The organism is Nocardioides epinepheli, from assembly GCF_037936805.1.
Classification (GTDB): domain Bacteria; phylum Actinomycetota; class Actinomycetes; order Propionibacteriales; family Nocardioidaceae; genus Nocardioides.
The window spans coordinates 151,556-174,698 of record NZ_JBBMMC010000005.1 but is presented as its reverse complement, the minus strand read 5'-3'; the positions used below and the strand labels follow the sequence as shown (position 1 = coordinate 174,698).

Genomic DNA, 23,143 nt, shown 5'->3' with positions numbered 1-23,143 from the left:
CATACTTCCCCGGTCGACCGGGGAAATATGAACTGGACGGGCGAAATCCCGGGCCGACCGCGCCCGCCCCTCAGAGCCGGTCGCTCAGAACGGGGGCCAGGGGATGGCCGGCCACTCGCCGCGCGGAGTCGGCATGACGCCGCGATCGAGCAGTCGTCTCCCCCGCCGTGCCATGACGTCGATCTCCAGGTCGGTGAGGTGGTCGGCGAGCGCGGAGCCGAGGTCGCCGGTGAGCGCCTTGAGCACCCGCTCGACGCCGTCGACGTGCTCGCCGTCGAGCGGCTCGCCGTGCCAACCCCACAGCACCGTGCGCAGCTTCGGCTCGTGGTGGAAGGTGAGGCCGTGGTCGACGCCGTGGCGGTGCCCGGCGGTCATCTCCAGCACGTGACCGCCCTTGCGGTCGGCGTTGTTGACCAGGATGTCGAAGACCGCCATCCGGCGCAGCGCCGCGGAGTCCTCATGGATCAAGGTGACCTCGCGGTCGTGATCGTCGAGACCCTCGAACACGGGCAGGTAGCCGTCGAGAGCAGCACCGGAGCGCACCAGGGTGACCGCGTCCTGTGCGGGGTCCGGCTCGCGCCACTCCTGAATCATCCCGAGGCCGTGCGGTCCCTCTCCGAGCCAGGTCGGCGGCACGACGTCCCAGCCCATCGCCTCGGAGACCAGGTAGGCCGCGACCTCACGATCGGCCAGAGTGCCGTCGGGGAAGTCCCAGAGCGGTCGCTCCCCCGCCACCGGCTTGTAGACGACGCGGGTCCCGTCCAGCTCGCCGAGGAAGGTCGCGTTGGAGGCGGGCATGATCCGCCCGCGCAGCTCCAGGCCGGCCATCGACGCCGTCACGGGTGCTCAGTCCTGCGGATCGCGCCGACGGAAGCCGTTGGCCCGCACGCAGAGGTGGCCCTCGGGGTCGATCGGCTCCGCGCAGAACGGGCAGGTAGGTCGCCCGGCGCCGAGAACCTGCTCGGCGCGTTGCACGAAGGAGCGTGCCGCCGCGGCGGTGAGCCGGACCAGGAAGATCTCGTCCGGCTCCGGCTCCTCGAAGTCCTCGTCGACCTGGTCGGGAGTGATCACCGCGGCCTCGCTGTAGGGGAAGACCTCGATCACGATCCGCTCGTCGGCCGGGTCCCAGGACAGGGTCATCGTGCCGGCGCGGAACTCCTCGTCGATCGGCTGCTCGAGCGGAGCGGTGTCCTCGGTGCCGAGTGGGGCGAGCGCGGGGACGACGTGGGTGGTCGAGGTCGCCATCACCTCGTCGAGCAGCTCGTCGACCCGCTCCGCGAGCGCGGCGACCTGCTGCTTCTCCAGGGCGACCGAGGTGACCCGGCTGCCGCTGCGGGCCTGGAGGAAGAACGTGCGCGCTCCGGGCTCGCCGACGGTGCCGGCGACGAAGCGCTCGGGCGGGTCGAAACCGTGGACGATCGGCATGGCAGTCAGCCTAGTCGGCCCTCACAGGCCGGGCCCGGCCCCGCCTCCCACGGCCGCGTCGGACGACCTCTTGCGCCGCCGTCGCTTGCGGGTCGGCGGGTTCAGCCACGACAGATCCCCGCTGTGGGTGTTGGTGGCCAGGACGGTCGGCCGATCTGCTCCGTAGTGGATCACCGACAACGACGCGGGGTCGACGTGGATGCGCTGGAACAGGTCCAGGTGCATGCCGAGGGCGTCGGCGAGCACCGACTTGATGATGTCGCCGTGGCTCACCGCCACCCACACCGCGTCCGGACCGGCCTCGGCGTCCAGGACGGCGTCGCGGCGCCGGATCGCCGCGACCGCACGGCTCTGCATCGTGGCCAGGGACTCCCCGCCCGGGAAGGCCGCCGCCGAGGGGTTGGCCTGGACCACCCGCCACAGCGGCTCCTTGGCCAGCTCCTTGAGCGGACGTCCCTGCCACTCGCCGTAGTCGCACTCGGCGATGCCCTTGTCGGTGGCGATGCGTGGCGCGTCCTCGCGGCCGGCGAGCAAGGCCTTCGCGGTCTGCCGACACCGCTCCATGGGGCTGCTGACGAGCCCGCTCAGCCGGACGCCGGCGATCCGCTCCCCCGCACGGGCGGCCTGCTCGACGCCGACGTCGTCGAGCCGGACGCCGGGGAGCCGGCCGGCCAGCGTTCCCGACGCATTCGCCGTCGTGCGTCCGTGTCGGGCGAGGATCACCGTTGCCATGCCTGGACCCTACGTGCCACTACCGTGGCGTCGTGATCATCGACTGCGCGGTCTATCGCGACGGGAACCGTCTCGACGTCGATGTGCCCGACCACGACTTCGACGCGCTGCGCAAGGCCGCCGACAAGGCCGGCGGGTTCGCCTGGGTGGGTCTCTACGAGCCGACCACGACCGAGCTCGGCGACGTCGCGAAGGCGTTCGGCCTGCACAAGCTCGCCGTCGAGGACGCCTTCGTCGCCCACCAGCGCCCCAAGCTCGACCGTTACGACGACAACGTGTTCCTGGTGCTCAAGACGCTCTGGTACGTCGATGAGCTCGATGCGGTCGAGACCGGCGAGATCAACGTCTTCGTCGGCGAGGACTTCGTGATCACGGTCCGGCACGGCCAGGGCTCCGAGCTGCATGCGACCCGGTCGATGCTGGAGCGGTCGACCAAGCACCTCACGCACGGCCCGGCGGCGGTCGTCTACGCGGTCTGCGACACCGTGGTCGACTCCTACCTCGAGGTGCTCTCGGCGCTCCAGGACGACGTCGACGAGGTCGAGGAGTCGGTCTTCTCGGTCAAACGCACCCGCGACTCCGCCCGCATCTACACCCTGCGACGCGAGATCGCGGAGGTCCGCCGCGCGGTGCTGCCGTTGCGCGAGCCGATGCGCCAGCTCGCCGCGGGCGAGGTGCCTTGCATCGACAAGGCCGCGGCGCCGTTCTTCCGCGACGTCGTCGACCACCTCGCGCAGGCCGCCGAGTCCGTCGACAGCCTCGATCAGCTGCTCGCGAGCGCCTTCGATGCCCATCTGGCCTCGATCTCGGTTCAGCAGAACGACGACATGCGCAAGATCTCCGCCGGCGCGGCGATCGTCGTGGTGCCCACGCTCATCGCCGGGATCTACGGGATGAACTTCAAGCACATGCCCGAGCTCGAGTGGGCTCTCGGCTATCCCTACGCGCTGCTGCTGATGGTGGCCAGCGCCGGGCTGCTGATCTGGTTCTTCAAGCGCTCCGGCTGGCTCTGAATCCAGGCTGAGGCCCGGCCTCAGGCCATCAGGACTCCGGTGGCGAGCAGGACCATCGTCGCGGCGCCGAGCACCACGCGGTAGAGCACGAACGGCGTGTACGACTTCGTCGACACATAGCGCAGCAGCCAGGCGATCGCGGCGTAGCCGACGACGAACGAGACCACGGTCGCCACCAGCGTCGGTGCCCACCCGTAGGGGTTGTCCCCGCCGGGGATCTCCTTCAGCTCGAACAGGCCGGCGCCCACGACGGCGGGGATCGCCAGCAGGAAGGCGTAGCGGGTGGCGGCCTCACGGTCGTAGCCGAGCGCTCGGCCCATCGACAAGGTGGCGCCCGAGCGCGACACCCCCGGGATCAGGGCGAGCGCCTGGGCGGCGCCCATCATGATCGAGTCACGCAGGGTCATCTGCTCGATGGTGCGCTCGGTGCGTCCCAGCCGGTCCGCGACCCCGAGCACCACGCCCATGACGATCAGCATCGTCGCGATGATCCACAGGTTGCGGAAGTCCTTCTCGATGACGTCCTTGAGCAGCACACCGAGGACGACGATCGGGAGCGAGCCGATGATGATGAACCAGCCCATCCTGGCGTCGAAGTCCCCGCGGTGCTCGGGCTTGACCAGTGAGCGCAGCCAGGCGGTGGCGATCCGCCAGATGTCGTGGCGGAAGTAGATCAGCACCGCGAGCTCGGTACCGATCTGGATGACCGCGGTGAACGCCGCACCGGGGTCGCCCCACCCGAACAGCTCGGGGTAGATGCGCAGGTGCGCGCTGCTGGAGATCGGTAGGAACTCCGTGAGTCCTTGGATGATGCCGAGGACGACGGCCTGGAACAGATCCCACACCCGCAGAAGGCTAGGGCATGCACCGAGCCGGATCCGCGAGCCGTCGCGCGCGGCGCGCGCAGGTTCGTCTAGGTTTTCGCCATGCAACAGCGCTCCCTGGGCTCCACCGGCTTGCGGGTCTCCCGGCTCGGACTCGGCACGATGACCTGGGGCCGCGACACCGACGAGCACGAGGCCCGCGATCAGCTGATCGCGTTCGCCGAGGCCGGCGGCACTCTCATCGACACTGCGGCCGGCTACACCGACGGCGACTCCGAGCGCCTGATCGGCTCGCTGATCGGCGACGTCGTCGCCCGCGACGAGGTCGTGCTGGCCACCAAGGCCGGTATCTCGCGGCGCTCGGGTGAGCGGGTCACCAACACCTCTCGCGGCTATCTGCTCTCGACCCTCGATGAGTCGCTCGGCCGGCTCGGCGTGGATCACGTCGACCTGTGGCAGGTACACGTATGGACCGACACCACGCCGATCGAGGAGACCCTCACCGCCCTCGACCTCGCCCTGACGTCGGGCCGGGCCGCCTACGTCGGGATCTCGAACTACTCGGGGTGGCAGACCGCGCAGGCAGCCACCTGGCAGCGCGCGGTGCCTGGCCGAGCCACGCTCGCCTCCACCCAGGTCGAGTACTCGCTCCTCAACCGCTGGGCCGAGGCAGAGGTGCTCCCGGCGGCCACCGCACTGGGACTCGGGGTGCTCCCGTGGTCGCCCCTGGGACGCGGGGTGCTCACCGGCAAGTACCGCACGGGCACGCCCGCCGACTCCCGTGCCGCCTCGCCGACCTTCTCCAACTTCGTCGGCGCCTACCTCGACGAGCAGAGCTCGCGTGTCGTGGAGGCCGTCGTGCGCGCGGCCGAGGGCCTGGGGTGGACGCCGCTGGAGGTGGCGCTGGTGTGGGTTCGCGACCGTCCCGGCGTCACCGCGCCCATCGTCGGCGCCCGCACGGCCCAGCAGATCCAGGGTGCCCTCGGTGTCGACGACCTCGCGCTCCCCGAGGAGATCGTGGCCGCCCTCGACGACGTCTCGGCCGGGTCTCCTCGATGACCGCTGCGAGAGCCGGGCGTCGTCCGCTCCGTCCTGGCGTGGAATGGGAGTTCGACAAGGTGTCCTTCTCCCGCGAGTTCCCCCGCAACGTCGTGACCAAGCTCCTGGTCGAACGCGCCGAGCACGGCGGCTGGGAGCTCGACCGGGTCCGCATCGGCCCCGACGGCACCCGCCGCGTGATCCTGCGCCGCAAGATCATCCGCGCGGTGCGGACCGCCTAGCGGCCGGCCGCAGGGCCCGGGATTTCCCCGGTCGACCGGGGAAATCTGAACTTGGCGGCCGATATCCCGGCCCCCAAGTTCATGGATCGGCCGCCCAGTCGGCTAGGCGTCGGCCAGGAAGGGCTAGGCGTCGGTGAGGAACCGGTCGAAGACCCGCGCACCGAACTGGAGGGCGTCGATCGGGACCCGCTCGTCGACGCCGTGGAACAGGGCGGTGAAGTCGAGGTCGGCGGGCAGACGCAGCGGCGCGAAGCCGTAGGAGCGCAGCCCGAGGTTGCGGAAGTGCTTGGCGTCGGTGCCACCGCTCATCGTGTACGGCGCCACGAGCGCCTCGGGGTCCTCGGCCAGCACCGAGCGGGTCATCGCGGCGACCAGGTCGCCGTCGTAGGGCGTCTCCCAGGGCTGCTGGTGGGAGAGGAAGTCCCACTCGATGTCGTCTCCGCACAGCTCGCGCAGGGTGGTGAAGAACTCGTCCTCGTAGCCGGGCAGGAAGCGGCCGTCGAGGTGGGCGGTGGCCTCGGTGGGGATCACATTCACCTTGTAGCCGGCCTGCAGCTGGGTCGGGTTGGCGGTGTTGCGGATCACCGCGCCGAGCATCCGGGCGGCCCCGCCGAACTCCTCGATGAGGGCGGGGGCGTTCTCGGGCGTCGCCTCGGTGCCGGCGAGGTCGGCGACCGTGGCGAGCAGCACCTCCATCGTCGGGGAGAGCCGCACCGGCCACTGGTGGGCACCGATCCGGGCCACCGCGCCGGCGAGGCGGGTGACGGCGTTGTCGTCGTTGATCATCGAGCCGTGGCCGGCGCGCCCCCGGGCGGTGAGCTTCATCCAGGCCATGCCCTTCTCGGCAGCCTCGATGAGATAGAGCCGGCGGCCGCGGACGGTGGTGCTGAAACCGCCGACCTCGCCCACGGCGTCCGTGCAACCCTCGAACTCCTCGCGGTGCTGCTCGACGAGCACCTGGGCGCCGTGGTGCCCGCCGGCCTCCTCGTCGGCGGTGAAGCACAGCACGATCGGCCGGTCGGGCAGCCGTCCGGCGCGCTGCCGCGCACGGACCAAGGAGAGCAGCATCGCGTCGAAGTCCTTCATGTCGACCGCGCCGCGACCCCAGACGTAGCCGTCGACGATCTCGCCCGCGAACGGGTCGACCTGCCAGTCCTCTGCCGCGGCCGGGACGACGTCGAGGTGACCGTGCAGCAGCAGGCCGTCGGTCCGGGTCGGGTCGCCGCCGCCCCAGTGCGCCACGACGTTGGTCCGCCCGGGCGTGCCCTCGTAGAGCCGCGACTCGATGCCGACCTCCTCCAGGAGCCCCGCGACGTACTCCGCGGCCTTGCGCTCGCCCGGCCCGCCGCTCCCGTCCGGCTCGCCGTAGTTGCTGGTGTCGAACCGGATCAGCTCACGGCACAGGTCGACCACCTCGCCGGCCGGATCGGTGTCAGGGCTGTTCGTCGAGGCCTCCGGGTCCATGTCTCCATCTTGGCATCGACCGGTGCGTCGGGGCTCCGTGTGCCGGGAGCCCGGCCGCGTCCGCCGGGACCGTCTCCCCGATGCAGGTGCGCGGCTCACCCTTTGCTACTGTTCCGTTCGCACTCGTCCGGGTGGCGGAATTGGCAGACGCGCTAGCTTGAGGTGCTAGTGCCCGTATTAGGGCGTGGGGGTTCAAGTCCCCCCTCGGACACCGATCGATCGAGGCCCCCTGCTCAGCAGAGGGGCCTCGATGCGTCTCCAGGACCTACGCCGGCTCACCCGGCCAACGCTCCCGCGCGTGCCACCAGCGCCGCGTGCAGCTCGCGCACCGCGGCAGGCGCTCGGTCCGAGGCGCGCCGGACCAGGACCAGGGTGACCCTCGTGGTGTCGCCCTCGATCGGACGCGTGGTGATGAGCCCGGCGCGCTCGAGCGGGTCCCCGATGACGCTGTAGTCGGGCAGCACCGTGACCCCCAGTCCCTCGGAGACCATGGACTTGCCCATCTCGGCGCCGTCTGTGGTGTGGGAGGTCCGTGGCGGCCGGCTGCCGAACAGTCGGTGGGCGAAGCGGTGCATCACGTAGCCGGCCCGCATCGAGACGAAGCGCTCGGAGCGCAGCTGCTCGATCGTCACGGTCCCGGCCTCGGCCAGCGGGTGACCGACCGGAAGCACCACGACCGGACGGCCGTGCAGCAGGTCGGTGCCGACCAGATCGAGGAAGGGCTCGTCCCCGGCCAGCACGTTCACCAGGCCCAGATCGAGCGAGCCCTCGACGAGCCCTTGGTGGATCTCGGACTGGCGCACGTTGACGACCTCCACCGTCGCCCCGTCCCGTGAGTCCTGGAGCTCCCGAGCCGCCGGCACCAGCAGGGTCGAGGTGGCCGCATTGACGGTGCCGACGCGCACGGTGCGACTCACCTGATGCTGGTCGCTGGCGGCGACCTTGAGGCGATCGATGGCCTCGAGCACCTCCACCAGGTGCGGCAGCAGCTCGAGACCGTGCCGGCTGATCCGCGCGCCCGAGCGCCGCCGGTCGAGCAGCATCACGCCGAGCTCGCGCTCCAGCTTGCTCACGGCCTCGCTCAGCGCCGGCTGCGAGATGTGCAGGTGCTCGCTCGCGCGCCGCAGCGATCCGTGCTGCGTCACCGCGGCGACGTACTCCAATTGCTCGATCCGCACTCCGACTCCCCTGCTCGCGCATCCGGTGATAGGCGGGGCCTTGCACCCCGTAGACGGTTCCGAGCCCCGGATGGCCCGTGTCGCCTTGCACTTGGACTCTATGTCGCTCAATCTAGTACACATAACCGCCTTTGAAGGAGTGACGATGACCAGCAGCCCCGCCGACCCCCGTGCGCAGGAGCCACTCAAGTTCGCCTACTGGGTGCCCAACGTGAGCGGCGGCCTCGTCGTGAGCAAGATCGAGCAGCGCACCGACTGGAGCCTGGAGTACAACCTCGAGCTGGCTCGCCTGGCCGAGGCGAACGGCTTCGACTACGCGCTCTCACAGGTGCGCTACATGGCCGGCTATGGCGCGGCCTACCAGCACGAGTCGACCTCGATCAGCCTCGCGATCGCACTGGCGACCGAGCGGCTCAAGGTGATCGCCGCCGTCCATCCCGGACTCTGGCAGCCCGGCGTGCTCGCCAAGCTCGTCGCCAGTTCCGACCAGTACACCAAGGGACGCTTCTGTGTGAACGTCGTGAGCGGCTGGTTCAAGGACGAGTTCACCAAGCTCGGCGAGCAGTGGCTGGAGCATGGCGAGCGCTACCGGCGCTCGGAGGAGTTCATGCGCTATCTCCGCGAGATCTGGACCAGCGACCACGCCGAGCTGAACGGCGACTTCTACCGCCTGCACGACTTCGACCTGAAGCCGAAGCCCTACGACGTGCCGGGCCGTCCGCATCCGGAGATCTTCATGGGCGGCAACTCCACCGACGCCCGCGGCGTCGGTGGCCGGGTCGCCGACTGGTACTTCATGAACGGCAACTCGCCCGAAGGCATCGCCGAGCAGATCCGCGACGTCAGCGACGTCGCGGCCGTCAACGGCAGGTCCGGCCAGGTGCGGTTCGGGGTGAACGGCTTCGTCATCGGCCGCGAGACCGAGGCCGCGGCGCGCGAGGTGCTGCGCGAGATCATCGACCAGGCCGACCACGAGGCGGTCGAGGGGTTCGGCTCGGCCGTCAAGCAGGCCGGGCGGTCGACCTCCGACGGCAAGGGCATGTGGCAGGACTCGGAGTTCGCCGATCTGGTGCAGTACAACGACGGCTTCCGCACCGGCCTGCTCGGCACTCCCGAGCAGATCGCCCACCGGATGCTGGAGTACAAGCGCCAGGGCGTCGACCTGTTCCTGCTGGGCTTCTTGCACTTCCAGGAGGACGTGCAGTACTTCGGCGAGGAGATCCTGCCGATCGTGCGCGAGCTCGAGGCCGCCGAGCTGGAGCGCGTGTGATGCCTGTCCCGGTGCTCTCGGCCCGAGAGGCGACCTCGACGGCGAGCGAGCTGGCCGAGCGGTTCGCCAAGGGCGCCGCCGAGCGCGACTCCGACCGGATCCTGCCGGTCGAGGAGCTCGACGAGCTGGGGCGGTCCGGTCTGCTGGCCATCACGGTGCCCGCCGAGCAGGGTGGCGCCGACCTGCCCGTCGCAGCGGTCGCGGAGGTCTTCCGGCTGCTGGCCACCGGCGATCCGAGCATCGCGCAGATCCCGCACAGCCACTTCGTCTACGTCAACGCGCTGCGGCATGCCGCTACACCCGCGCAGCAGGCGTTCTTCTTCGGCGAGGTGCTCGCCGGGAGGAGGTTCGGCAACGCCCAGTCCGAGATCGGCACCAAGCACGTCCGCGACTTCCGCACGACGCTGCGACCCGATCCGGCGCACCAGACCGAGCTGTGGCGCCTGGACGGCGAGAAGGGCTACGCCACCGGCGCCTTGCTGGCCGACTGGATCCCGGTCCTGGCACACCTCGGCGTCGACGGCCCGATGCACGTCGCCTGGGTCGAGCGCGAGGCTGCCGGCGTCACCGTCGTCGATGACTGGAACGGCATGGGGCAGCGCACCACCGCGAGTGGCACCGTCCGGCTCGACGACGTCGCGGTGGCGGCCGAGCGGATCACGCCGTATCACGTGACCTTCGAGGGGCCGCAGACCTACGGCGCGTTCGCCCAGCTGCTGCATGCGGCGATCGATGCCGGGATCGCCCGGGCGGCCCTGCGTGACGCCGCGGAGTTCGTGACGACCAAGAGCCGCCCGTACCCGGACGCGATCGCCGAGCTCGGCATCGAGCGGCACGCGGACGACCCGACCGTCGTCCAGGCCTTCGGCGAGCTCGAGCTCGCCGTGCGAGCCGCCGAGGCGCTGGTGGCCGAGGCCGCCCGCGCCGTCGATCGCGCGGACGCCGAGCTGAACGCGGACTCGGCGGGAGCGGCGAGTCTTGCGGTCGCTGCAGCCCGCGGAGCCACCACCGACGCCGCGCTCGGGACGGCCACGCGCCTCTTCGAGGTCAGCGGCACCCGGGCGGCGCTGGACTCGCTCAACCTGCACCGGCACTGGCGAAATGCGCGCACCCACACGCTGCACGATCCCGCCGCATGGAAGGTGCGCCACCTCGGGCGATGGGCCCTCGACGGCCAACTCCCCCCTAACCACGGACAACTCTGACAACGCCCACCGACCCTGAAGACGTGCGCAGGAGATGACATGACACAGCTGAAGTTCCACTGGTTCCTCCCCACCAACGGCGGCGACGGTCGCCACGTCGTAGGCGGTGGGCACGGCGTCGACTCGTTCACCGGGGACCGACCCAACACCGTCGCCTACCTCGGCCAGATCGCCCGCAGCGCCGAGCAGCTCGGCTTCGAGGCCGCCCTCACCCCGACCGGCGCCTGGTGCCAGGACGCGTGGGTGTCCACAGCGATGCTGAGCGCCGTCTCGGAGCGCCTGAAGTTCCTCGTGGCATTCCGCCCGGGTCTCACCTCGCCCTTCCTGGCCGCACAGATGGCCGGCACCTTCCAGAACCTGTCCGGCGGCAGGCTGCTGCTCAACGTCGTGACCGGTGGCGAATCGCACGAGCAGCGGATGTACGGCGACCACCTCGACAAGGACGGCCGCTACGAGCGCTGTGAGGAGTTCCTGCACCTGGTGCGCGCACTCTGGTCGGGCGAGACGGTGTCCCACCAAGGTGAGCACTACCGGCTCGACGACGCGACTCTCTCGCAGATCCCCGATCCACTCCCCGAGCTCTACTTCGGTGGCTCCTCCCCTGCCGCGGGCCGGGTCGCCGCCAAGCACGTCGACGTCTATCTCACCTGGGGCGAGCCTCCTCAGGCCGTGCGCGACAAGATCGACTGGATCTCCAAGCTGGCCGCCGACGAGGGCCGTGAGCTGCGCTTCGGCGTCCGGCTGCACTCGATCGCTCGCGACACCTCCGAGGCAGCCTGGGCCGAGGCGGACCGACTGCTCGCAGGCATCGATGAGGAGCAGATCGCACGCGTCCGAGCCGGCCTCCAGCGCAGCGAGTCGGTCGGTCAGGCCCGCATGCTCGAGCTCAACGCCGGCACCAAGGACTCCCTCGAGGTCCACCCGAACCTCTGGGCCGGCGTCGGACTCGTCCGTGGAGGCGCGGGCACGGCGATGGTCGGCAACTTCACCGAGATCGCCGATCTGGTCGAGCAGTACGTCGAGGCCGGAGTCTCGGAGTTCGTCATGTCCGGATACCCCCACCTGGAGGAGTCATACTGGTTCGGCGAGGGAGTGCTGCCCGAGCTCGCACGCCGTGGCCTCTGGTCGCACCCGGCTCCGCCGGCCACATCGACCGCGGCGGTGCCGTTCGGCGCGGGTGGTCCCGGAAAGGCAGCCTCATGAGCATCAGCACCGCCGTGGTCGTCGGCAACCCGAAGCCGGCCTCGCGCACGCTCGCCGCGGCGACCCGCGTCGCTGTCGGGCTCACCGACCAGGCGCCGGACGTCGTCGTCGACCTCGCCACGGTCGGACCCGGTCTTCTCTCGTGGGACGACGACGCCGTGACGGCACTCGTCGACCAGGTCGGTCGCGCGGACGTCGTGGTGACCGCCTGCCCCACCTACAAGGCCACCTTCACCGGACTGTTGAAGCTCTTCCTCGACCGGTTCGAGGCTCGGCCACGCTCGGCCGTCGCCGTCCCGCTCATGCTCGGCGCCGGCCCCGGCCACGCGCTCGCGCCCGAGGTGTCCCTCCGTCCGGTCCTCGCCGAGCTCGGCTTCCACACCACACGCGGGCTCTACGTCCTCGACAGCACCTACGACGATCCCACCGCCTACGATGCCTGGCTGGCGCACACCCGCCCCGTCGTCTCGGCGCTCACCACGGCAGGAGCCCTCCAGTGACCCTCACCGCCCATACCAACCAGGACCTCGATCCCGGCCGGCTTCGCGCCGCCTTCGGCGCTTTCCCCAGCGGGGTGGTCGCTGTTGCGGCCGAGGTGGGCGGCGCCCCGGTCGGACTCGCGGCCAGCTCGTTCACGTCCGTCAGCCTCGAGCCCCCGCTGGCATCGTTCTCCATCGCCAACACCTCGAAGACCTGGCCGGACCTGCGCCGTGCCCGACACCTGGGGGTGACCGTACTGGCCGCGCACCACGGCGAGGTGTGTCGTCAGCTGGCCGGCCCGGTCGAGCATCGCTTCGACGGCGTCGCGTTCACCGTGCGAGAGGAAGACGCCCTCACCCTCGACGACGGACTGGTCAGGTTCGACTGCACGATCCACGACGAGGTCGTCGCCGGAGATCACACCATCGTCCTGCTCCGCGTGCACGCGATCGAGCACGCCGACACCTCGCTCCCCCTGGTCTTCCATCGCAGCGGCTTCGGGCGGCTGAGCGAGTCCGCCTGACTCACCGCGCGGGCCTGGGAGTCCGGCTGTTCAGGTAGGAGGCAGGTTCGACACCTGAACCTGCCTCCATGACAACCACGTACACCCCGACGAACCGGGCTCTCCGCCCGGGTGCACGCGAGCTCCTCAACAAGGTCCCCGAAGTCACCTTGTGGTTCTGGGTGATCAAGATCCTCTGCACCACGGTCGGCGAGAGCTTCGCCGACTACATCAACGTCAATCTCGGCTTCGGCCTGGTGCCGACGGCGATCATGTTCACCGTCGCCTTCCTCGCCGTGCTCGCCGCCCAGATGTCGGCCAGACGCTACGTCCCGGCGCTGTACTGGCTGACCGTGGTGGTGGTGAGCGTGACCGGCACCCTCTACACCGACATCCTCACCGACCAGCTCGGAGTGCCGCTGTGGATCAGCACGACCGTGTTCTCAGCGCTCCTCATCGCGGTGTTCGCGGTCTGGTGGCTGCGTGAGCGCACGCTGTCGATCCACAGCATCACCACGACTCCACGGGAGTCGTTCTACTGGCTCACCGTCCTGGTCACCTTCGCCCTCGGCACGGCCACCGGCGACTGGACCCTCGAGCTCACCGGCTGGGGCCCCGGCACCTCGGTACTGCTCCCGCTCAGCCTGATCGCGATCGTCGCGGCGCTGTGGAAGTACGGCGCCAACCCGGTCCTGGCGTTCTGGATCGCCTACATCCTGACGCGTCCGCTCGGCGCCAACATCGGCGACTGGCTCGCCACCCCCACCAGCGAGAAGGGCTTGGGGCTGGGCACCTTCGGCACCAGCCTGGTGTTCCTGGGCGCGATCCTGGCGACCGTCGTGTACCTCTCGGTGACCAAGGCCGACGTGATCGAACGCGTCGGAAGCACCGAGGACGAGCCGAACGACCCGACCCGCGAGCGGATCGCACTCGGCGCGATGGTGGTCGTGGCCCTGGCGACCTTCGGGCTGCTCTCCTGGGCGAACGCCCAACCCCACCAGAGCGCGCTGGACGAGGGCCCCGCCCCGTCCTGCTCGGGCGGAAGCGGCTCACTCGACGAACAGACCGCTGCCGCGAACGTCACCTCGAACTTCCCCTCCGCCCAGGTCACCGACTTCAAGACGATCACCGGCGACACGCTCGCGCTGGTCAAGAAGGGCGACCAGGCAGGTGCGCAGGCGCGGATCACCGACCTCGAGACCGCCTGGGACAACGGGCAGGACTCTCTGAGCGCCAAGGACTGCACCACCTGGACCTACGTCGACGGCCAGATCGACCAAGCGCTGACGTCGGTCCGCGCCTCTCACCCGAACCCGCAGACCGAGACCGGCGCTCTCCAGAAGCTGCTCACGACGCTCGGCTGACCCCTCCTCTCGTTCCGAGCCCGCCGCGACCTCGGTCGCGGCGGGCTCCTTCCACGTCGGCGCCGGTCCGCGGACGGCCACGTGGTCAGGTCATCGGCAGGTTCGCAGAATCACGATGCGAACGTGAAGACGATCGCGGGCGGAACACATCGGCGCAGACTGCTGTTCGGCGTGGGCCTGCTCGGCGGCACCGCACTCGCGGCCGTGGCGCTTCCCCGTATCGTCGGTACGTCGTGGGCCGCGATCTCCGCGGTGGTCGCCGCCGTCCCTCCCTCGGCGCTGGTGGCCCTGGTCGGACTGTGGCTGGCCGGTCTGGTGGCGCACACCGTCACCTTGACCGCGGCCCTCCCGGGACTGAGCCACCGGCGCGCCCTCCTGTTGAGCCTCTCCGGCAGCGCGGTCGCGAACGTCCTACCGCTGGGCGGTGCCGCCGGGGTCGCACTCAACTACCGGATGACTCGCCGTTGGGGATTCTCCCCGGTGTCCTTCGCCTCGTACACGGTGGTGACGAACCTGGGCGACGTGCTCGTCAAGCTGGCCCTCCCCCTGATCCTGGTGCCGCTGCTGATGGTCGGCCTGCCCCTCGCGCCGGTCGTGCGACACAGCCTGGTGATCGCCGCGATCGCCCTCCCTCTGCTGGCGGGGGCCACCACGCTCGTCCTGCGCAGTCCGCGCCTGGTGGCGCGACTCGGCCGGCCCGCCACGCGCGCTCGCGAAGCCGTCGTCGACGTCGTCCGCACCGGGTGGCCTCGGCTGAGCGCCGGACTGGTGGCCTACTCCGCGCTGCTGTTCCTCCTTCTGGTCGCCTGTCTGACCCTGACCGGGGCCCACGTCACGACGCCGATGATCGCGGTCGCCTTCTGTGTCGAGCGGATCGCCACGCTCGTCGGCATCACGCCGGGCGGTCTGGGCCTTGTCGAGGTCGGACTCGCGGGCGCTCTCGCGCTCGCTCCTGGTGCGAACCCGGCCGGCGTCGCCGCGGGCGTCCTGCTCTACCGCGCCCTGACCTTCGGGCTCGAGATTCCCGTCGGCGGCGTCCTGCTGGCCGGCTGGTCGTGGCGTAACCGGAAGCAGGTGGTCGCATGAGGATCCTGCACGTCGCCGACGAGTACCTGCCGCGCATCGGCGGCATCGAGCTGCACGTCCACGACCTCGCCACGCGACAACGACGGATGGGGCACCAGGTCACCGTCGTCACCGGCACCCGCTCCGGTGAGTCCGAGGACCCCGATGGCCCGGTGGTGGTCCGCGATCGCCGGGACCACGCCGAGTGGCTCCAGCGGGCAGACGTGGTCCATGCCCACCTCTCGGTGGTGTCCCCCTTCGCCTCGCGCATCCTGCGGCGTGCGGTGGCGCTCGGGATCCCGTCGACGGCCACGGTCCACTCCACGTGGTCCGAGCGCGGCCCGGTCGCTGCGCTCAACAGCGCCCTCCTCCCGCGGCACGTCGCCTCGATCGACTGGACCGCGGTCTCCGAGCGAGCCGCCGCACCGGTCCGAGCCGCCCTCGGCGTACCGGTCGCGATCCAGCCCGACGCGGTCGAGATCGAGCGGTGGCGGCCGCCGAGCACGCCACCGCCGGGGCCGCCACGCGTCGTCTGCGTGATGCGGCTGACCCGCACGAAGCGTGCCGTACCGCTGGCCACGATCCTCCGCGCAGTCGCCGACGAGACGACGCTCCACGCCACGATCGTCGGCGACGGACCCGAGCGCCCGCATCTGGAAAGCGCTCTGCGCCGAGAGGGCCTCGCCGACCGGGTGCGCCTGACCGGCACTCTCTCGAGGCAGGCCGTGCGGCGCCATCTCGAGTCCGCCGCGGTCTTCTTGGCTCCCGCTCATCGTGAGGCCTTCGGCATCGCCGCCCTGGAGGCACGCACGCTGGGACTGCCGGTGGTGGCCAGCAGCCGCTCCGGCGTCGCGACCTTCATCGAGCACGGTGTCGACGGACTGCTGGGCATCGATGACAAGGAGCTGTCCGAACAGGTCGCGCGGTTGTTGCGCGATCCCTCGTTGCGCGGCTCGATCTCGGCTCACAACCGCCACATCACGCCCGACCTCGGGTGGCCTGCTGCGCTCCGACGGGCCGAGGAGGCCTACCGACGTGCCGGCGCGATCACGGCAGCCCCACTGACCGGGGTGAGCCGATGAGCGGTCGCTTCACGATCGTGTCGTTCCACGCCCATCCCGACGACGAGGCGCTGCTCACCGCCGGGACTCTGGCACGCGCCGCGGCCGAGGGTCATCGCGTGGTCCTGGTGGTTGCGACGAACGGTGAGGCGGGGCTGTCCGCCGAGCTGTCCGACGGCGCGGATCTGGGCAGGCGACGCCTGGCTGAGCTCGAGCGATCGGCGCAGGCGATCGGCGCGGCCCGAGTCGTCGTGCTCGGGCACCCCGACTCTGGATGGACCGACGACCCGCCGGACGGCTCGTTCTGCTCGCTCGATCCGCAGGCCGTGGCAGCCGAGCTCAGCGAGGTGCTCGAAGAGGAGCAGGCCGATGTGCTGACGACCTACGACCCGGCCGGCGGGTACGGGCACCCCGACCACATCCAGGTGCACCGCGTCGCGCAGCTGGCGGCCCGCGCGGCCGGAACACCCGTCGTCCTCGAGGCGACCGCGGACCGCGAGTCGGTGGTGCGAGCGACCTCGCTGCTGCGCAGGCTCTCGGCCGTGCTACCGACCCCCTACCTCCCGGATCTGGGTCAGGCCTTCACCCCGCGCGCCGAGATCACCCACCGGGTCGACGTCCGAGCCCATCTCCAGGCCAAGCTCCGCGCGCTGCGGGCCCACGGAAGCCAGACCGGCGGCGGTGAGGGCGTGCGCACGATCGCGATGCTCATCCGACTCCCTCGGCCACTACGCCGGCGCGTGTTGGGCACCGAGTGGTTCCGCGAGGTCGGACGGACTCCCGGTGCCGAGCCTCTGGACGACGTCTTCGCCACACTCCGGAGCGGTGCTCGGCCATGACGACCATCTCGTGGCGGCCGTCGTCCGACCTCGACTGGCCCCTGCGTGGCAGCATCGGGATCGTGAAGCTGACGGTAGGCGTCTGCGAGGACGATCCGGCCCTGCGCAGGGTGCTCAGGCAGGCCCTCACGGTCGCCGGACACGAGTCGGTCCTCGCCCACACCGGCGGCGAGGCACTGCGCCTCTTCACCCCTGGCGCCGGCCTCGACGTCATCATCATGGACATCGGGCTGCCCGACGCCGACGGCCGCGACGTGTGCCAGGCGCTCAAGTCGGGCGGACAGGATGCACCGGTGCTCTTCCTGACCGCCCTCGGCGCCACCCACGAGCGGCTGGCCGGCTTCGGCTCCGGAGGCGACGACTACGTCGTCAAGCCGTTCGAGATCAAGGAGCTCCTCGCCCGCGTCGCCGTCCTCGGCAAGCGCGGACGCCAACTCACCACCCGCGCCGACGACTCCGGGCTCATCCTCGACGCTACGACGCACAGCCTGCGGACCGAGCAGGGCGAGGTGTCACTCTCACCGACCGAATTCCGCATGCTCGCCGCGATCGCCTCCCACCCCGGTGAGGTCGTACGGCGCAGCGCGGTCATCGCGGCCGCCTGGCCCGACGGCGCCATCGTCAGCGAGAACACCGTCGACTCGCTCATGCGGCGCCTGCGCACCAAGCTCGCCGAAGTCCAGGCGCCGGCTTCGGTCGAGACCGTCCGCGGCGTCGGCTTCCGGATCCGCTACGCCGAGGCGGCTGAATGAGCCGTCGGTCGCGCGAGGCCGGGTCGTTCCGCACCCAGCTGGTCGGGCTCGTGTGTGCCGTCACTCTCCTGGGGGTCATCGCTCTCACCATCGTGGTCCAGGTGGTCCTGGACCGTTCGACCAACCAGAGCGTCGACGCCGTGCTCGATGAACGCGCCACCTCGGTGATCGGGTCGGCCACCGTGGTCGAGGAGGATGGAGCGCCGCCGACGCTTCAGGTACCGGAGAGCCGCCTGGAGGCGGGCGTGGCGGTCTACGACGAGGCCGGACGGCTGGTGGCGGGCTTTCCGCCAAGCTCCCAGAGCGACATCTACACCGAGCTCGCGACCGCGACCACGACGACGACGCGGACCCAGAACGGGGACGACGAGAGCCGCGTGCTCGCCCGGCCGTTCACCGTCGATGGCGTCGCCGGCGTCGTCGTGGTGACCGAGCGTCTGGCGCCGTACGAACGAGCCGAGGCGCAGGCCCTGTGGGTCTCCATCGGCGCCGGCATCTTGATGGTGATCCTCGCCGCTGTCCTCGCTCTCTGGGTGAGCCGGCGGACCCTGGCGCCGGTCGCCGAGATGACCCGAGCCGCCGACGACTGGAGCGAGCACGACCTGGCCCATCGATTCGACCTCGGCGATGCACACAACGAGATCGCCGCACTCGGCCGCACGCTCGATCGGCTCCTGGACCGCGTGGCCACCGCCATCCGCGCGGAGCAGCGGCTCACCTCCGAGCTCGCCCATGAGCTGCGCACTCCGCTGACCGCCATCCAGGCGAACACGGACCTGATGCTCATGCGCGACCTGCCCGCCGACGTCCGGGAGAGCCTCGACGACGTGGCGGTCGCCGCACGCCGGATGGGGGCGACGATAGAGAGCCTCCTCGAGCTCGCGCGCTCGGCGTCGAGCCAGATCCTCGGACGCAGCTGCGTCCTCGCCGACGCCGTCGCCGAGGCGCTCGCGATCACCGTCGCCGACGACGAGCGCCGGGTCGAGGTGGACGTGGATCGCGACCTTCGCGTGCTCCTGCCGGGCTCACTGGCGGTCCGCGCGATCTCGCCGATCCTCGAGAACGGCAGGCGACTCGCAGCACGGGTCACGGTGTCGGCAGCGCCGACCGACGGATACGTCCGACTCCTCATCGATGACGACGGCCCCGGCATCCCGGTCGAGGATCGGGAGCTCGTCTTCGAGCCGGGCCGCACCGGTGGCGCCGGCTCCGGGCTAGGGCTCTCGCTGTCGCGTCGGGTCGCGCGCAGCATGGGCGGCGACGTCACGATCGAGGACGGCCCCCTCACGACCCGCCTGGTCGTCACCCTCCCCCGCGCCTGACAGCTGTCAAGCAGGTCCGGCCTCGGAGGTCGAGCACGGCGACAGGTGAGGAAGGAAACCACGCGAGGCTCCGGAGGTTGAGCAAGCCGACGAGTGAGGAACGAACTCGTCGGCGCCGACGAAACCTCGCAACCGGCCTCGGGAACGCTGGCAGGGACGGTTGCCGGGGTTTCGTCGGCGCTCGCCCAGGGGCTCGCTTGCTCAACCTCCGGCCGAAGTGGCCCCGTCCCGGAGGGTGAGCCAGCCGACGAAGCCTCGCAACCGGACTCGGGAACGCCGGCAGGGAAGGTTGCCGGGGGTTTCGTCGGCGCTCGCCCAGGGGCTCGCTTGCTCAACCTCCGGCCGCAGGGACCCGCGGGCGGCTACGCGTGAGCCCGGCGCCGCGAGTACACGACCAGCCCGATGCCGGCGGCAAGCAGCAGCAGCGCCGTCGGCGTCAGCCACCCGGGTACGTCCGAGCCGGTGTCGGGCAGGTCGCCACCGTCGGAGTCTCCCGGCGGTGGTGTGGTGTCGCTGGACGACTCGATCTCGGTGACCGCCTGGGCCGGTGAGGAGGTCACCGTGCCAGAGCCGTCGGTGGAGACGGCGGTGGCCTTGGCGGTGTTGACGACCTCACCGTTCTCGGCATCGGCCTCGGTGACGGTGTGGGTCTTCTCGGCGATGCACTTGGTCGACTCGCCGGGCGCGAGCTCGGTCTCGTCGCAGGTGACCTCGCCGACCCTGGGGTCCTCGACCTCGACGTCGGTGACGGTCACGTTGCCCACGTTGGTGACGACGAAGGTGTAGCGAATCGTTGATCCGACCGTCGCCGGCCCTGCCGGACTCACGTGCGCCATCTTCTCCAGCGAGATCGCCGGTCCGGCGGGCACGCTGATCTCCACCGTCGACGGCGGCGAGGTGAGCGGCGTCCCCGGCTGGCCGCCGGGAGGCGTCGGCGGGGTGCCGGTGGCCGTCGCGGTGTTGCTGAGTACGCCGTGGTCGACGTCGGCCTGGGTGACGACGTAGCGCGCGGTGCACGTCATCGTCGCGCCGGGCGCGAGCGTGCTCTTGGGGCAGCTGACGTCGAGCGCCGGCCCGGCAGGCGCAGTCAGCTGGTCATCGGCACGGACGTCGCTCAGTGGCACGTTGCCGGTGTTGGTGACGACGAAGCGGTAGTTGACGACCTGGCCCGCCTTGGTGACCTGGGTACGGTCGGCCCGCTTCTCGATGGCGATTCCGGGCGCGGAGACGGTCACGGACACCGGCGGGGTGGTCGTCGACGGCAGGGTGAGGCCGCCTGGCGGAGTGCCCGTCGTCGATCCGGTGTTCACGATGACTCCATGGTCGAGATCGGCCTTGGTGACCGTGTAGTCGATCGTGCAGGTCGCCCGGTCCCCCGGCGCCAGGCTCGCGATCGGCAGACTGACCGCGGTCCCGCCGATCGTGCAGGCCAGGGCGGCCCCGGCGGGGTCGGCCGGCGCCGCGAACTGGTCGGTGACCTCGACGTCGGTCAGCGTGACCGTGCCGGTGTTGGTGACGGTGAGGGTGTAGGTGACGACGTCTCCGACCTTCTCCACGACCGCGGCCGAAGCGGTCTTGGTGATCGCGAGGTCGGCGTCCTGGGTCGTGGTTACCGTGGCGGTCGAGGGCGGCGAGGTCTCCACGGGGCCCGTCGGCGGCGTGCCGTGGGCGGTGGCGGAGTTCTCGATGGTCCCGTGGTCGAAGTCGGCCTGGGTCGCGGTGTAGGCGGCCGTGCAGGTCATCGTCTCGTCCGGCGCGAGGGTGGTCTTCGGGCAGGTGACGCTCAGCGCGGGGCCGGCCGGTGGGGCGAGCGTGTCATCGACGCCGACGCCGGTGAGCGTCACGTTGCCGGTGTTCTCGACCAGGAACGTGTAGGTGACTTCCTCACCAGGCGCGGCCACCGTGGTCGGGCGGGCCGACTTGGTGACGGTGATCGCCGCGTCGGCGTCCGCGATGACCACCGCGGCAGACGGCTCGGAGACGACCGGTTCGGTGGCGCCGGGTCGGAGCCCTGACGCGGTGGCGCTGTTGTCGATGCGGCCCTTGTCCATGTCGGCCTGGGTCACGGTGTACTCCGCCGTGCAGGTCTTCGCGTCACCGGCGGCCAGCGGCCCCGGCGGGCAGGTGACGTTCAACGCCGGCGCGGCGGGCGGGGTGAGGGTGTCGTCGACCGCGACGTCGGTCAGCGTGGCGGCCCCGGTGTTGGTGACGACGAACGAGTAGGTCACCGTCTGTCCGGCCGCGGTGACGGTACTGGGCGAGGCCGACTTCGCGACGCTCAGCGAGGCGGCGAGGATGGTGGCGGTGTCGGTGCACGTCTGCCCGCATCCGTCGTTCACGACCGGCACGGTGATCGTCCCTCCCGAGCCGTCGGGGACGGTGGCGGTGGTGGGCGAGGTGATCGTCACGGTGTTCGTGAGGGAGCCGGTCGCGGTGGCCGCCGCGGTGCCGGTGACGGTGTAGATGATCGAGGCCCCGGCCGGGACGTCGACGGTGTCGGTGAGGGTCGCACCGGACCCGTCGGCACACGTTGCCCCACCGGTGGTCGTACAGGTCCACGACGCGTTGTTCATGCCGGCAGGCAGCGGGTCGTCGACCTCGAGTCCCACGATCGTGGAGACGGGCCGGGCGGCCGTCGAGGCGCCGTTGCGGACGACGACCTGGTAGGTCACCGTCGAGCCGGGCACGAACGACGGGGTCACTGCGGTCTTCTCGACCGACGGCGCGATGCGCGGAGTGACGGTCAGGACGGCGTCGTCGGGCGGGTTGAGCCCCTGGGTGGGGACGTTGGAGGTGGCGTTGGTGTAGACGCCGGGGTCCTGGCTGACGACGTTGACCGACAGCGTGCACGCGGCGATGCCGTCGTCGATGGTGCCGGTGACCGAGATGCTGCCGGCGCCGGCCACCGGCGCGAAGGTCTGGGGCGGCACGCACGTCGAGGCGGGATCGGGGTTCGGCGCGACGACGAGACCCGCGGGCAGGTTGTCGGTGAACGACCAGCCCTCCTTGCGGCCGAGCTCGCTGGTGTTGGTCACCGTGAACGTCAGGCGGGACACCTCGCCTTGGGTGACTGCGGCCGGGCTGAAGGACTTGGCCAGCGACGGCGTGGTGTTCAGGATCCGGATGTTGTCGAAGGCGAAGTCGTTGCCGCCACTCACGGTCACCTGGTCCTCGATCCGCACCCGCAGGTCGGCGAGCTGGGCGGCGGTGAGGTAGATCCCGCGGTCCGTGTGGTAGCGACCGGCGCCGACGTAGGTACCGGCATTCCCCCACGTCGTCGGCGTGTTGGGAAGGTCCCTGGGCACCGGGCTGTCGTAGTAGCCGACCGCCGGGTCGGTGCACGCCCGGATCGGGGCGAGGTTGACCTTCTGGCCACCGAGGAAGACGTCGATCAACGAGTTGTTGCGCCCGCCTTGGTACTCGCAGGACACCTCGGCGATGTCGATCGAGGCGGAGTAGAACTGCGCGATCGTCGGCGCATTGGCCACGGTGATCGGCGAGGTCTCGGCAACGACGCGGCCGCTGCCGCTGCCGCTGGTCGTCCACTCCGAGACCACGTGGTTGGCCTGGGTCGTGACCGTGGAGGCATTGGTCGGCGCAGCCTTCGTGCCCCCGTCGATCCCGGCCCCGACCTGTCCGAGCACGTCAGCCAACCGCCGCACGTTGAGCTGCGGGTAGTTGCCGTTGTAGTTGCCGGTGCTGCACAGGCCCGGCGGGAACTGCGGCTCACCGAACGGGCGGTTGTTCGGGATCGGCAGGTTGGAGTCCCAGCTCAGGACCACGCCATTGCACTGCACGGCGTCCTGCCAGTAGGGATCGGTGGTGTACGTCGTGCCCTCGGCCGACACGTAGTTGACCAGCCGGCTTGCAGAGGGCCCGGAGCCGGGCGACGGGACGGAGGCGGGGTTGTTCTCGAAGTCCTCGGTCCAGATGAGAGTGGGGTCCTCGGGGACACCCGGGACGGCAGCCATGACCGTCGGTGCCTGTGCGGCGGGGGCGGCCACGGTCGGGGCCGCCTGCGCCGAAGAGCCGTCGCCGGCCAGCAGTGCGGGCGTGAGCAGTCCGATCGCCAGTCCGGTGACCGCGGCGCTCACCGCGCCACGCCGTGCCCTCGCGGTCCATGCCGCAGATGTCAGCAACACCCGTTCCCCCTCATCGAGTCAC

The 23,143-nt window shown here is 70.8% G+C and carries 21 protein-coding genes and 1 tRNA gene; 15 read left to right on the top strand and 7 right to left on the bottom strand.

Going from position 1 to position 23,143, the window contains the following annotated elements; all coding sequences use genetic code 11:
- Positions 1-84: 84 nt before the first annotated feature.
- From WMR31_RS08920 to WMR31_RS08910, 3 genes are read right to left on the bottom strand one after another with little or no spacing between them, the layout of a single operon-like run.
- Positions 85-840 carry an Rv2133c family protein gene (locus tag WMR31_RS08920; protein ID WP_340538445.1) on the bottom strand — a complete coding sequence of 252 codons (756 nt, stop codon included), beginning with the start codon at positions 838-840 and terminating at the stop codon, positions 85-87.
- A gap of 6 nt (positions 841-846) precedes the next feature.
- Entirely contained in the window at positions 847-1,425 is a 579-nt protein-coding gene (locus WMR31_RS08915) for an Rv2134c family protein (RefSeq protein ID WP_340538444.1), read from the bottom strand.
- 21 nt (positions 1,426-1,446) lie between these two features.
- The gene (locus WMR31_RS08910) at positions 1,447-2,157 is read right to left on the bottom strand and encodes a histidine phosphatase family protein (protein WP_340538443.1); all 711 of its coding nucleotides are present in this window, start codon (positions 2,155-2,157) and stop codon (positions 1,447-1,449) included.
- Between the two features lie 32 nt (positions 2,158-2,189).
- Here WMR31_RS08910 and corA point away from each other — a divergent pair, with 32 nt between their 5' ends.
- Entirely contained in the window at positions 2,190-3,170 is a 981-nt protein-coding gene (gene corA, locus WMR31_RS08905) for a magnesium/cobalt transporter CorA (protein ID WP_340538442.1), read from the top strand.
- A 20-nt stretch (positions 3,171-3,190) separates the two neighbouring features.
- On the opposite strand, the gene WMR31_RS08900 is transcribed toward corA, so the two are convergent.
- Entirely contained in the window at positions 3,191-4,015 is an 825-nt protein-coding gene (locus WMR31_RS08900; protein WP_340538441.1) for an undecaprenyl-diphosphate phosphatase, read from the bottom strand.
- A gap of 81 nt (positions 4,016-4,096) precedes the next feature.
- On the opposite strand from WMR31_RS08900, the gene WMR31_RS08895 reads away from it, so the two are divergent.
- Positions 4,097-5,053 (top strand): aldo/keto reductase, encoded by a 957-nt coding sequence (locus tag WMR31_RS08895; RefSeq protein WP_340538440.1) that lies wholly within the window; start codon positions 4,097-4,099, stop codon positions 5,051-5,053.
- Positions 5,050-5,274, top strand: a complete 225-nt coding sequence (locus WMR31_RS08890; RefSeq protein WP_340538439.1) for a DUF5703 family protein — start codon at positions 5,050-5,052, stop codon at positions 5,272-5,274. Before WMR31_RS08895 ends, WMR31_RS08890 begins: the two co-directional genes overlap by 4 nt.
- A gap of 123 nt (positions 5,275-5,397) precedes the next feature.
- Here WMR31_RS08890 and WMR31_RS08885 read toward each other — a convergent pair whose 3' ends face one another.
- Positions 5,398-6,738 (bottom strand): M20/M25/M40 family metallo-hydrolase, encoded by a 1,341-nt coding sequence (locus tag WMR31_RS08885; RefSeq protein ID WP_340538438.1) that lies wholly within the window; start codon positions 6,736-6,738, stop codon positions 5,398-5,400.
- 125 nt (positions 6,739-6,863) lie between these two features.
- On the opposite strand from WMR31_RS08885, the gene WMR31_RS08880 reads away from it, so the two are divergent.
- Positions 6,864-6,949 (top strand) — tRNA-Leu (locus WMR31_RS08880).
- 64 nt (positions 6,950-7,013) lie between these two features.
- Here WMR31_RS08880 and WMR31_RS08875 read toward each other — a convergent pair.
- Complete coding sequence (locus WMR31_RS08875) at positions 7,014-7,916, bottom strand: LysR family transcriptional regulator (protein WP_340538437.1); 903 nt, start codon at positions 7,914-7,916, stop codon at positions 7,014-7,016.
- A gap of 145 nt (positions 7,917-8,061) precedes the next feature.
- Between WMR31_RS08875 and sfnG the strand changes: the two genes are divergently transcribed.
- The 11 genes from sfnG (at position 8,062) to WMR31_RS08820 (ending at position 18,979) form a co-directional block, all read left to right on the top strand.
- Positions 8,062-9,186, top strand: coding sequence for a dimethylsulfone monooxygenase SfnG (gene sfnG, locus WMR31_RS08870; RefSeq protein WP_340538436.1), 1,125 nt, complete (start codon positions 8,062-8,064; stop codon positions 9,184-9,186).
- Positions 9,186-10,391 carry an SfnB family sulfur acquisition oxidoreductase gene (locus tag WMR31_RS08865; RefSeq protein ID WP_340538435.1) on the top strand — a complete coding sequence of 402 codons (1,206 nt, stop codon included), beginning with the start codon at positions 9,186-9,188 and terminating at the stop codon, positions 10,389-10,391. The genes sfnG and WMR31_RS08865 overlap by 1 nt, the downstream gene beginning before the upstream one ends.
- Before the next feature lie 39 nt (positions 10,392-10,430).
- Complete coding sequence (locus WMR31_RS08860) at positions 10,431-11,594, top strand: LLM class flavin-dependent oxidoreductase (protein WP_340538434.1); 1,164 nt, start codon at positions 10,431-10,433, stop codon at positions 11,592-11,594.
- Positions 11,591-12,094: an NADPH-dependent FMN reductase gene (locus WMR31_RS08855; protein WP_340538433.1), complete on the top strand. Its 504-nt coding sequence runs from the start codon at positions 11,591-11,593 to the stop codon at positions 12,092-12,094. The genes WMR31_RS08860 and WMR31_RS08855 overlap by 4 nt, the downstream gene beginning before the upstream one ends.
- Complete coding sequence (locus WMR31_RS08850; protein WP_340538432.1) at positions 12,091-12,597, top strand: flavin reductase family protein; 507 nt, start codon at positions 12,091-12,093, stop codon at positions 12,595-12,597. Before WMR31_RS08855 ends, WMR31_RS08850 begins: the two co-directional genes overlap by 4 nt.
- A gap of 68 nt (positions 12,598-12,665) precedes the next feature.
- Positions 12,666-13,940 (top strand): COG4705 family protein, encoded by a 1,275-nt coding sequence (locus WMR31_RS08845; protein ID WP_340538431.1) that lies wholly within the window; start codon positions 12,666-12,668, stop codon positions 13,938-13,940.
- Between the two features lie 123 nt (positions 13,941-14,063).
- Positions 14,064-15,026, top strand: coding sequence for a lysylphosphatidylglycerol synthase transmembrane domain-containing protein (locus WMR31_RS08840; protein ID WP_340538430.1), 963 nt, complete (start codon positions 14,064-14,066; stop codon positions 15,024-15,026).
- Complete coding sequence (locus tag WMR31_RS08835) at positions 15,023-16,087, top strand: glycosyltransferase family 4 protein (protein ID WP_340538429.1); 1,065 nt, start codon at positions 15,023-15,025, stop codon at positions 16,085-16,087. Before WMR31_RS08840 ends, WMR31_RS08835 begins: the two co-directional genes overlap by 4 nt.
- On the top strand, positions 16,084-16,905 hold the full coding sequence (locus tag WMR31_RS08830) for a PIG-L deacetylase family protein (RefSeq protein ID WP_340538428.1): 822 nt from the start codon (positions 16,084-16,086) through the stop codon (positions 16,903-16,905). Before WMR31_RS08835 ends, WMR31_RS08830 begins: the two co-directional genes overlap by 4 nt.
- Positions 16,902-17,657, top strand: coding sequence for a response regulator transcription factor (locus WMR31_RS08825; RefSeq protein ID WP_340538427.1), 756 nt, complete (start codon positions 16,902-16,904; stop codon positions 17,655-17,657). Before WMR31_RS08830 ends, WMR31_RS08825 begins: the two co-directional genes overlap by 4 nt.
- Positions 17,654-18,979: a sensor histidine kinase gene (locus WMR31_RS08820; RefSeq protein ID WP_340538426.1), complete on the top strand. Its 1,326-nt coding sequence runs from the start codon at positions 17,654-17,656 to the stop codon at positions 18,977-18,979. The genes WMR31_RS08825 and WMR31_RS08820 overlap by 4 nt, the downstream gene beginning before the upstream one ends.
- A 362-nt stretch (positions 18,980-19,341) precedes the next feature.
- Here WMR31_RS08820 and WMR31_RS08815 read toward each other — a convergent pair whose 3' ends face one another.
- A complete protein-coding gene (locus tag WMR31_RS08815; RefSeq protein ID WP_340538425.1) occupies positions 19,342-23,121 on the bottom strand; it encodes a CLIPPER-2 domain-containing protein in 3,780 nt (1,259 codons plus the stop codon).
- Positions 23,122-23,143: the final 22 nt, after the last annotated feature.

Bases quoted from the DNA above. Each gene is read 5' to 3' on its own strand.
- WMR31_RS08885 (WP_340538438.1), bottom strand. From the start codon at position 6,738: ATGGACCCGGAGGCCTCGACGAACAGCCCTGACACCGATCCGGCCGGC.
- sfnG (WP_340538436.1), top strand. From the start codon at position 8,062: ATGACCAGCAGCCCCGCCGACCCCCGTGCGCAGGAGCCACTCAAGTTC.
- WMR31_RS08915 (WP_340538444.1), bottom strand. From the start codon at position 1,425: ATGCCGATCGTCCACGGTTTCGACCCGCCCGAGCGCTTCGTCGCCGGC.
- WMR31_RS08825 (WP_340538427.1), top strand. From the start codon at position 16,902: ATGACGACCATCTCGTGGCGGCCGTCGTCCGACCTCGACTGGCCCCTG.
- WMR31_RS08890 (WP_340538439.1), top strand. From the start codon at position 5,050: ATGACCGCTGCGAGAGCCGGGCGTCGTCCGCTCCGTCCTGGCGTGGAA.
- WMR31_RS08830 (WP_340538428.1), top strand. From the start codon at position 16,084: ATGAGCGGTCGCTTCACGATCGTGTCGTTCCACGCCCATCCCGACGAC.
- WMR31_RS08835 (WP_340538429.1), top strand. From the start codon at position 15,023: ATGAGGATCCTGCACGTCGCCGACGAGTACCTGCCGCGCATCGGCGGC.
- WMR31_RS08895 (WP_340538440.1), top strand. From the start codon at position 4,097: ATGCAACAGCGCTCCCTGGGCTCCACCGGCTTGCGGGTCTCCCGGCTC.
- WMR31_RS08855 (WP_340538433.1), top strand. From the start codon at position 11,591: ATGAGCATCAGCACCGCCGTGGTCGTCGGCAACCCGAAGCCGGCCTCG.
- WMR31_RS08865 (WP_340538435.1), top strand. From the start codon at position 9,186: ATGCCTGTCCCGGTGCTCTCGGCCCGAGAGGCGACCTCGACGGCGAGC.
- WMR31_RS08820 (WP_340538426.1), top strand. From the start codon at position 17,654: ATGAGCCGTCGGTCGCGCGAGGCCGGGTCGTTCCGCACCCAGCTGGTC.
- WMR31_RS08860 (WP_340538434.1), top strand. From the start codon at position 10,431: ATGACACAGCTGAAGTTCCACTGGTTCCTCCCCACCAACGGCGGCGAC.
- WMR31_RS08910 (WP_340538443.1), bottom strand. From the start codon at position 2,157: ATGGCAACGGTGATCCTCGCCCGACACGGACGCACGACGGCGAATGCG.
- WMR31_RS08845 (WP_340538431.1), top strand. From the start codon at position 12,666: ATGACAACCACGTACACCCCGACGAACCGGGCTCTCCGCCCGGGTGCA.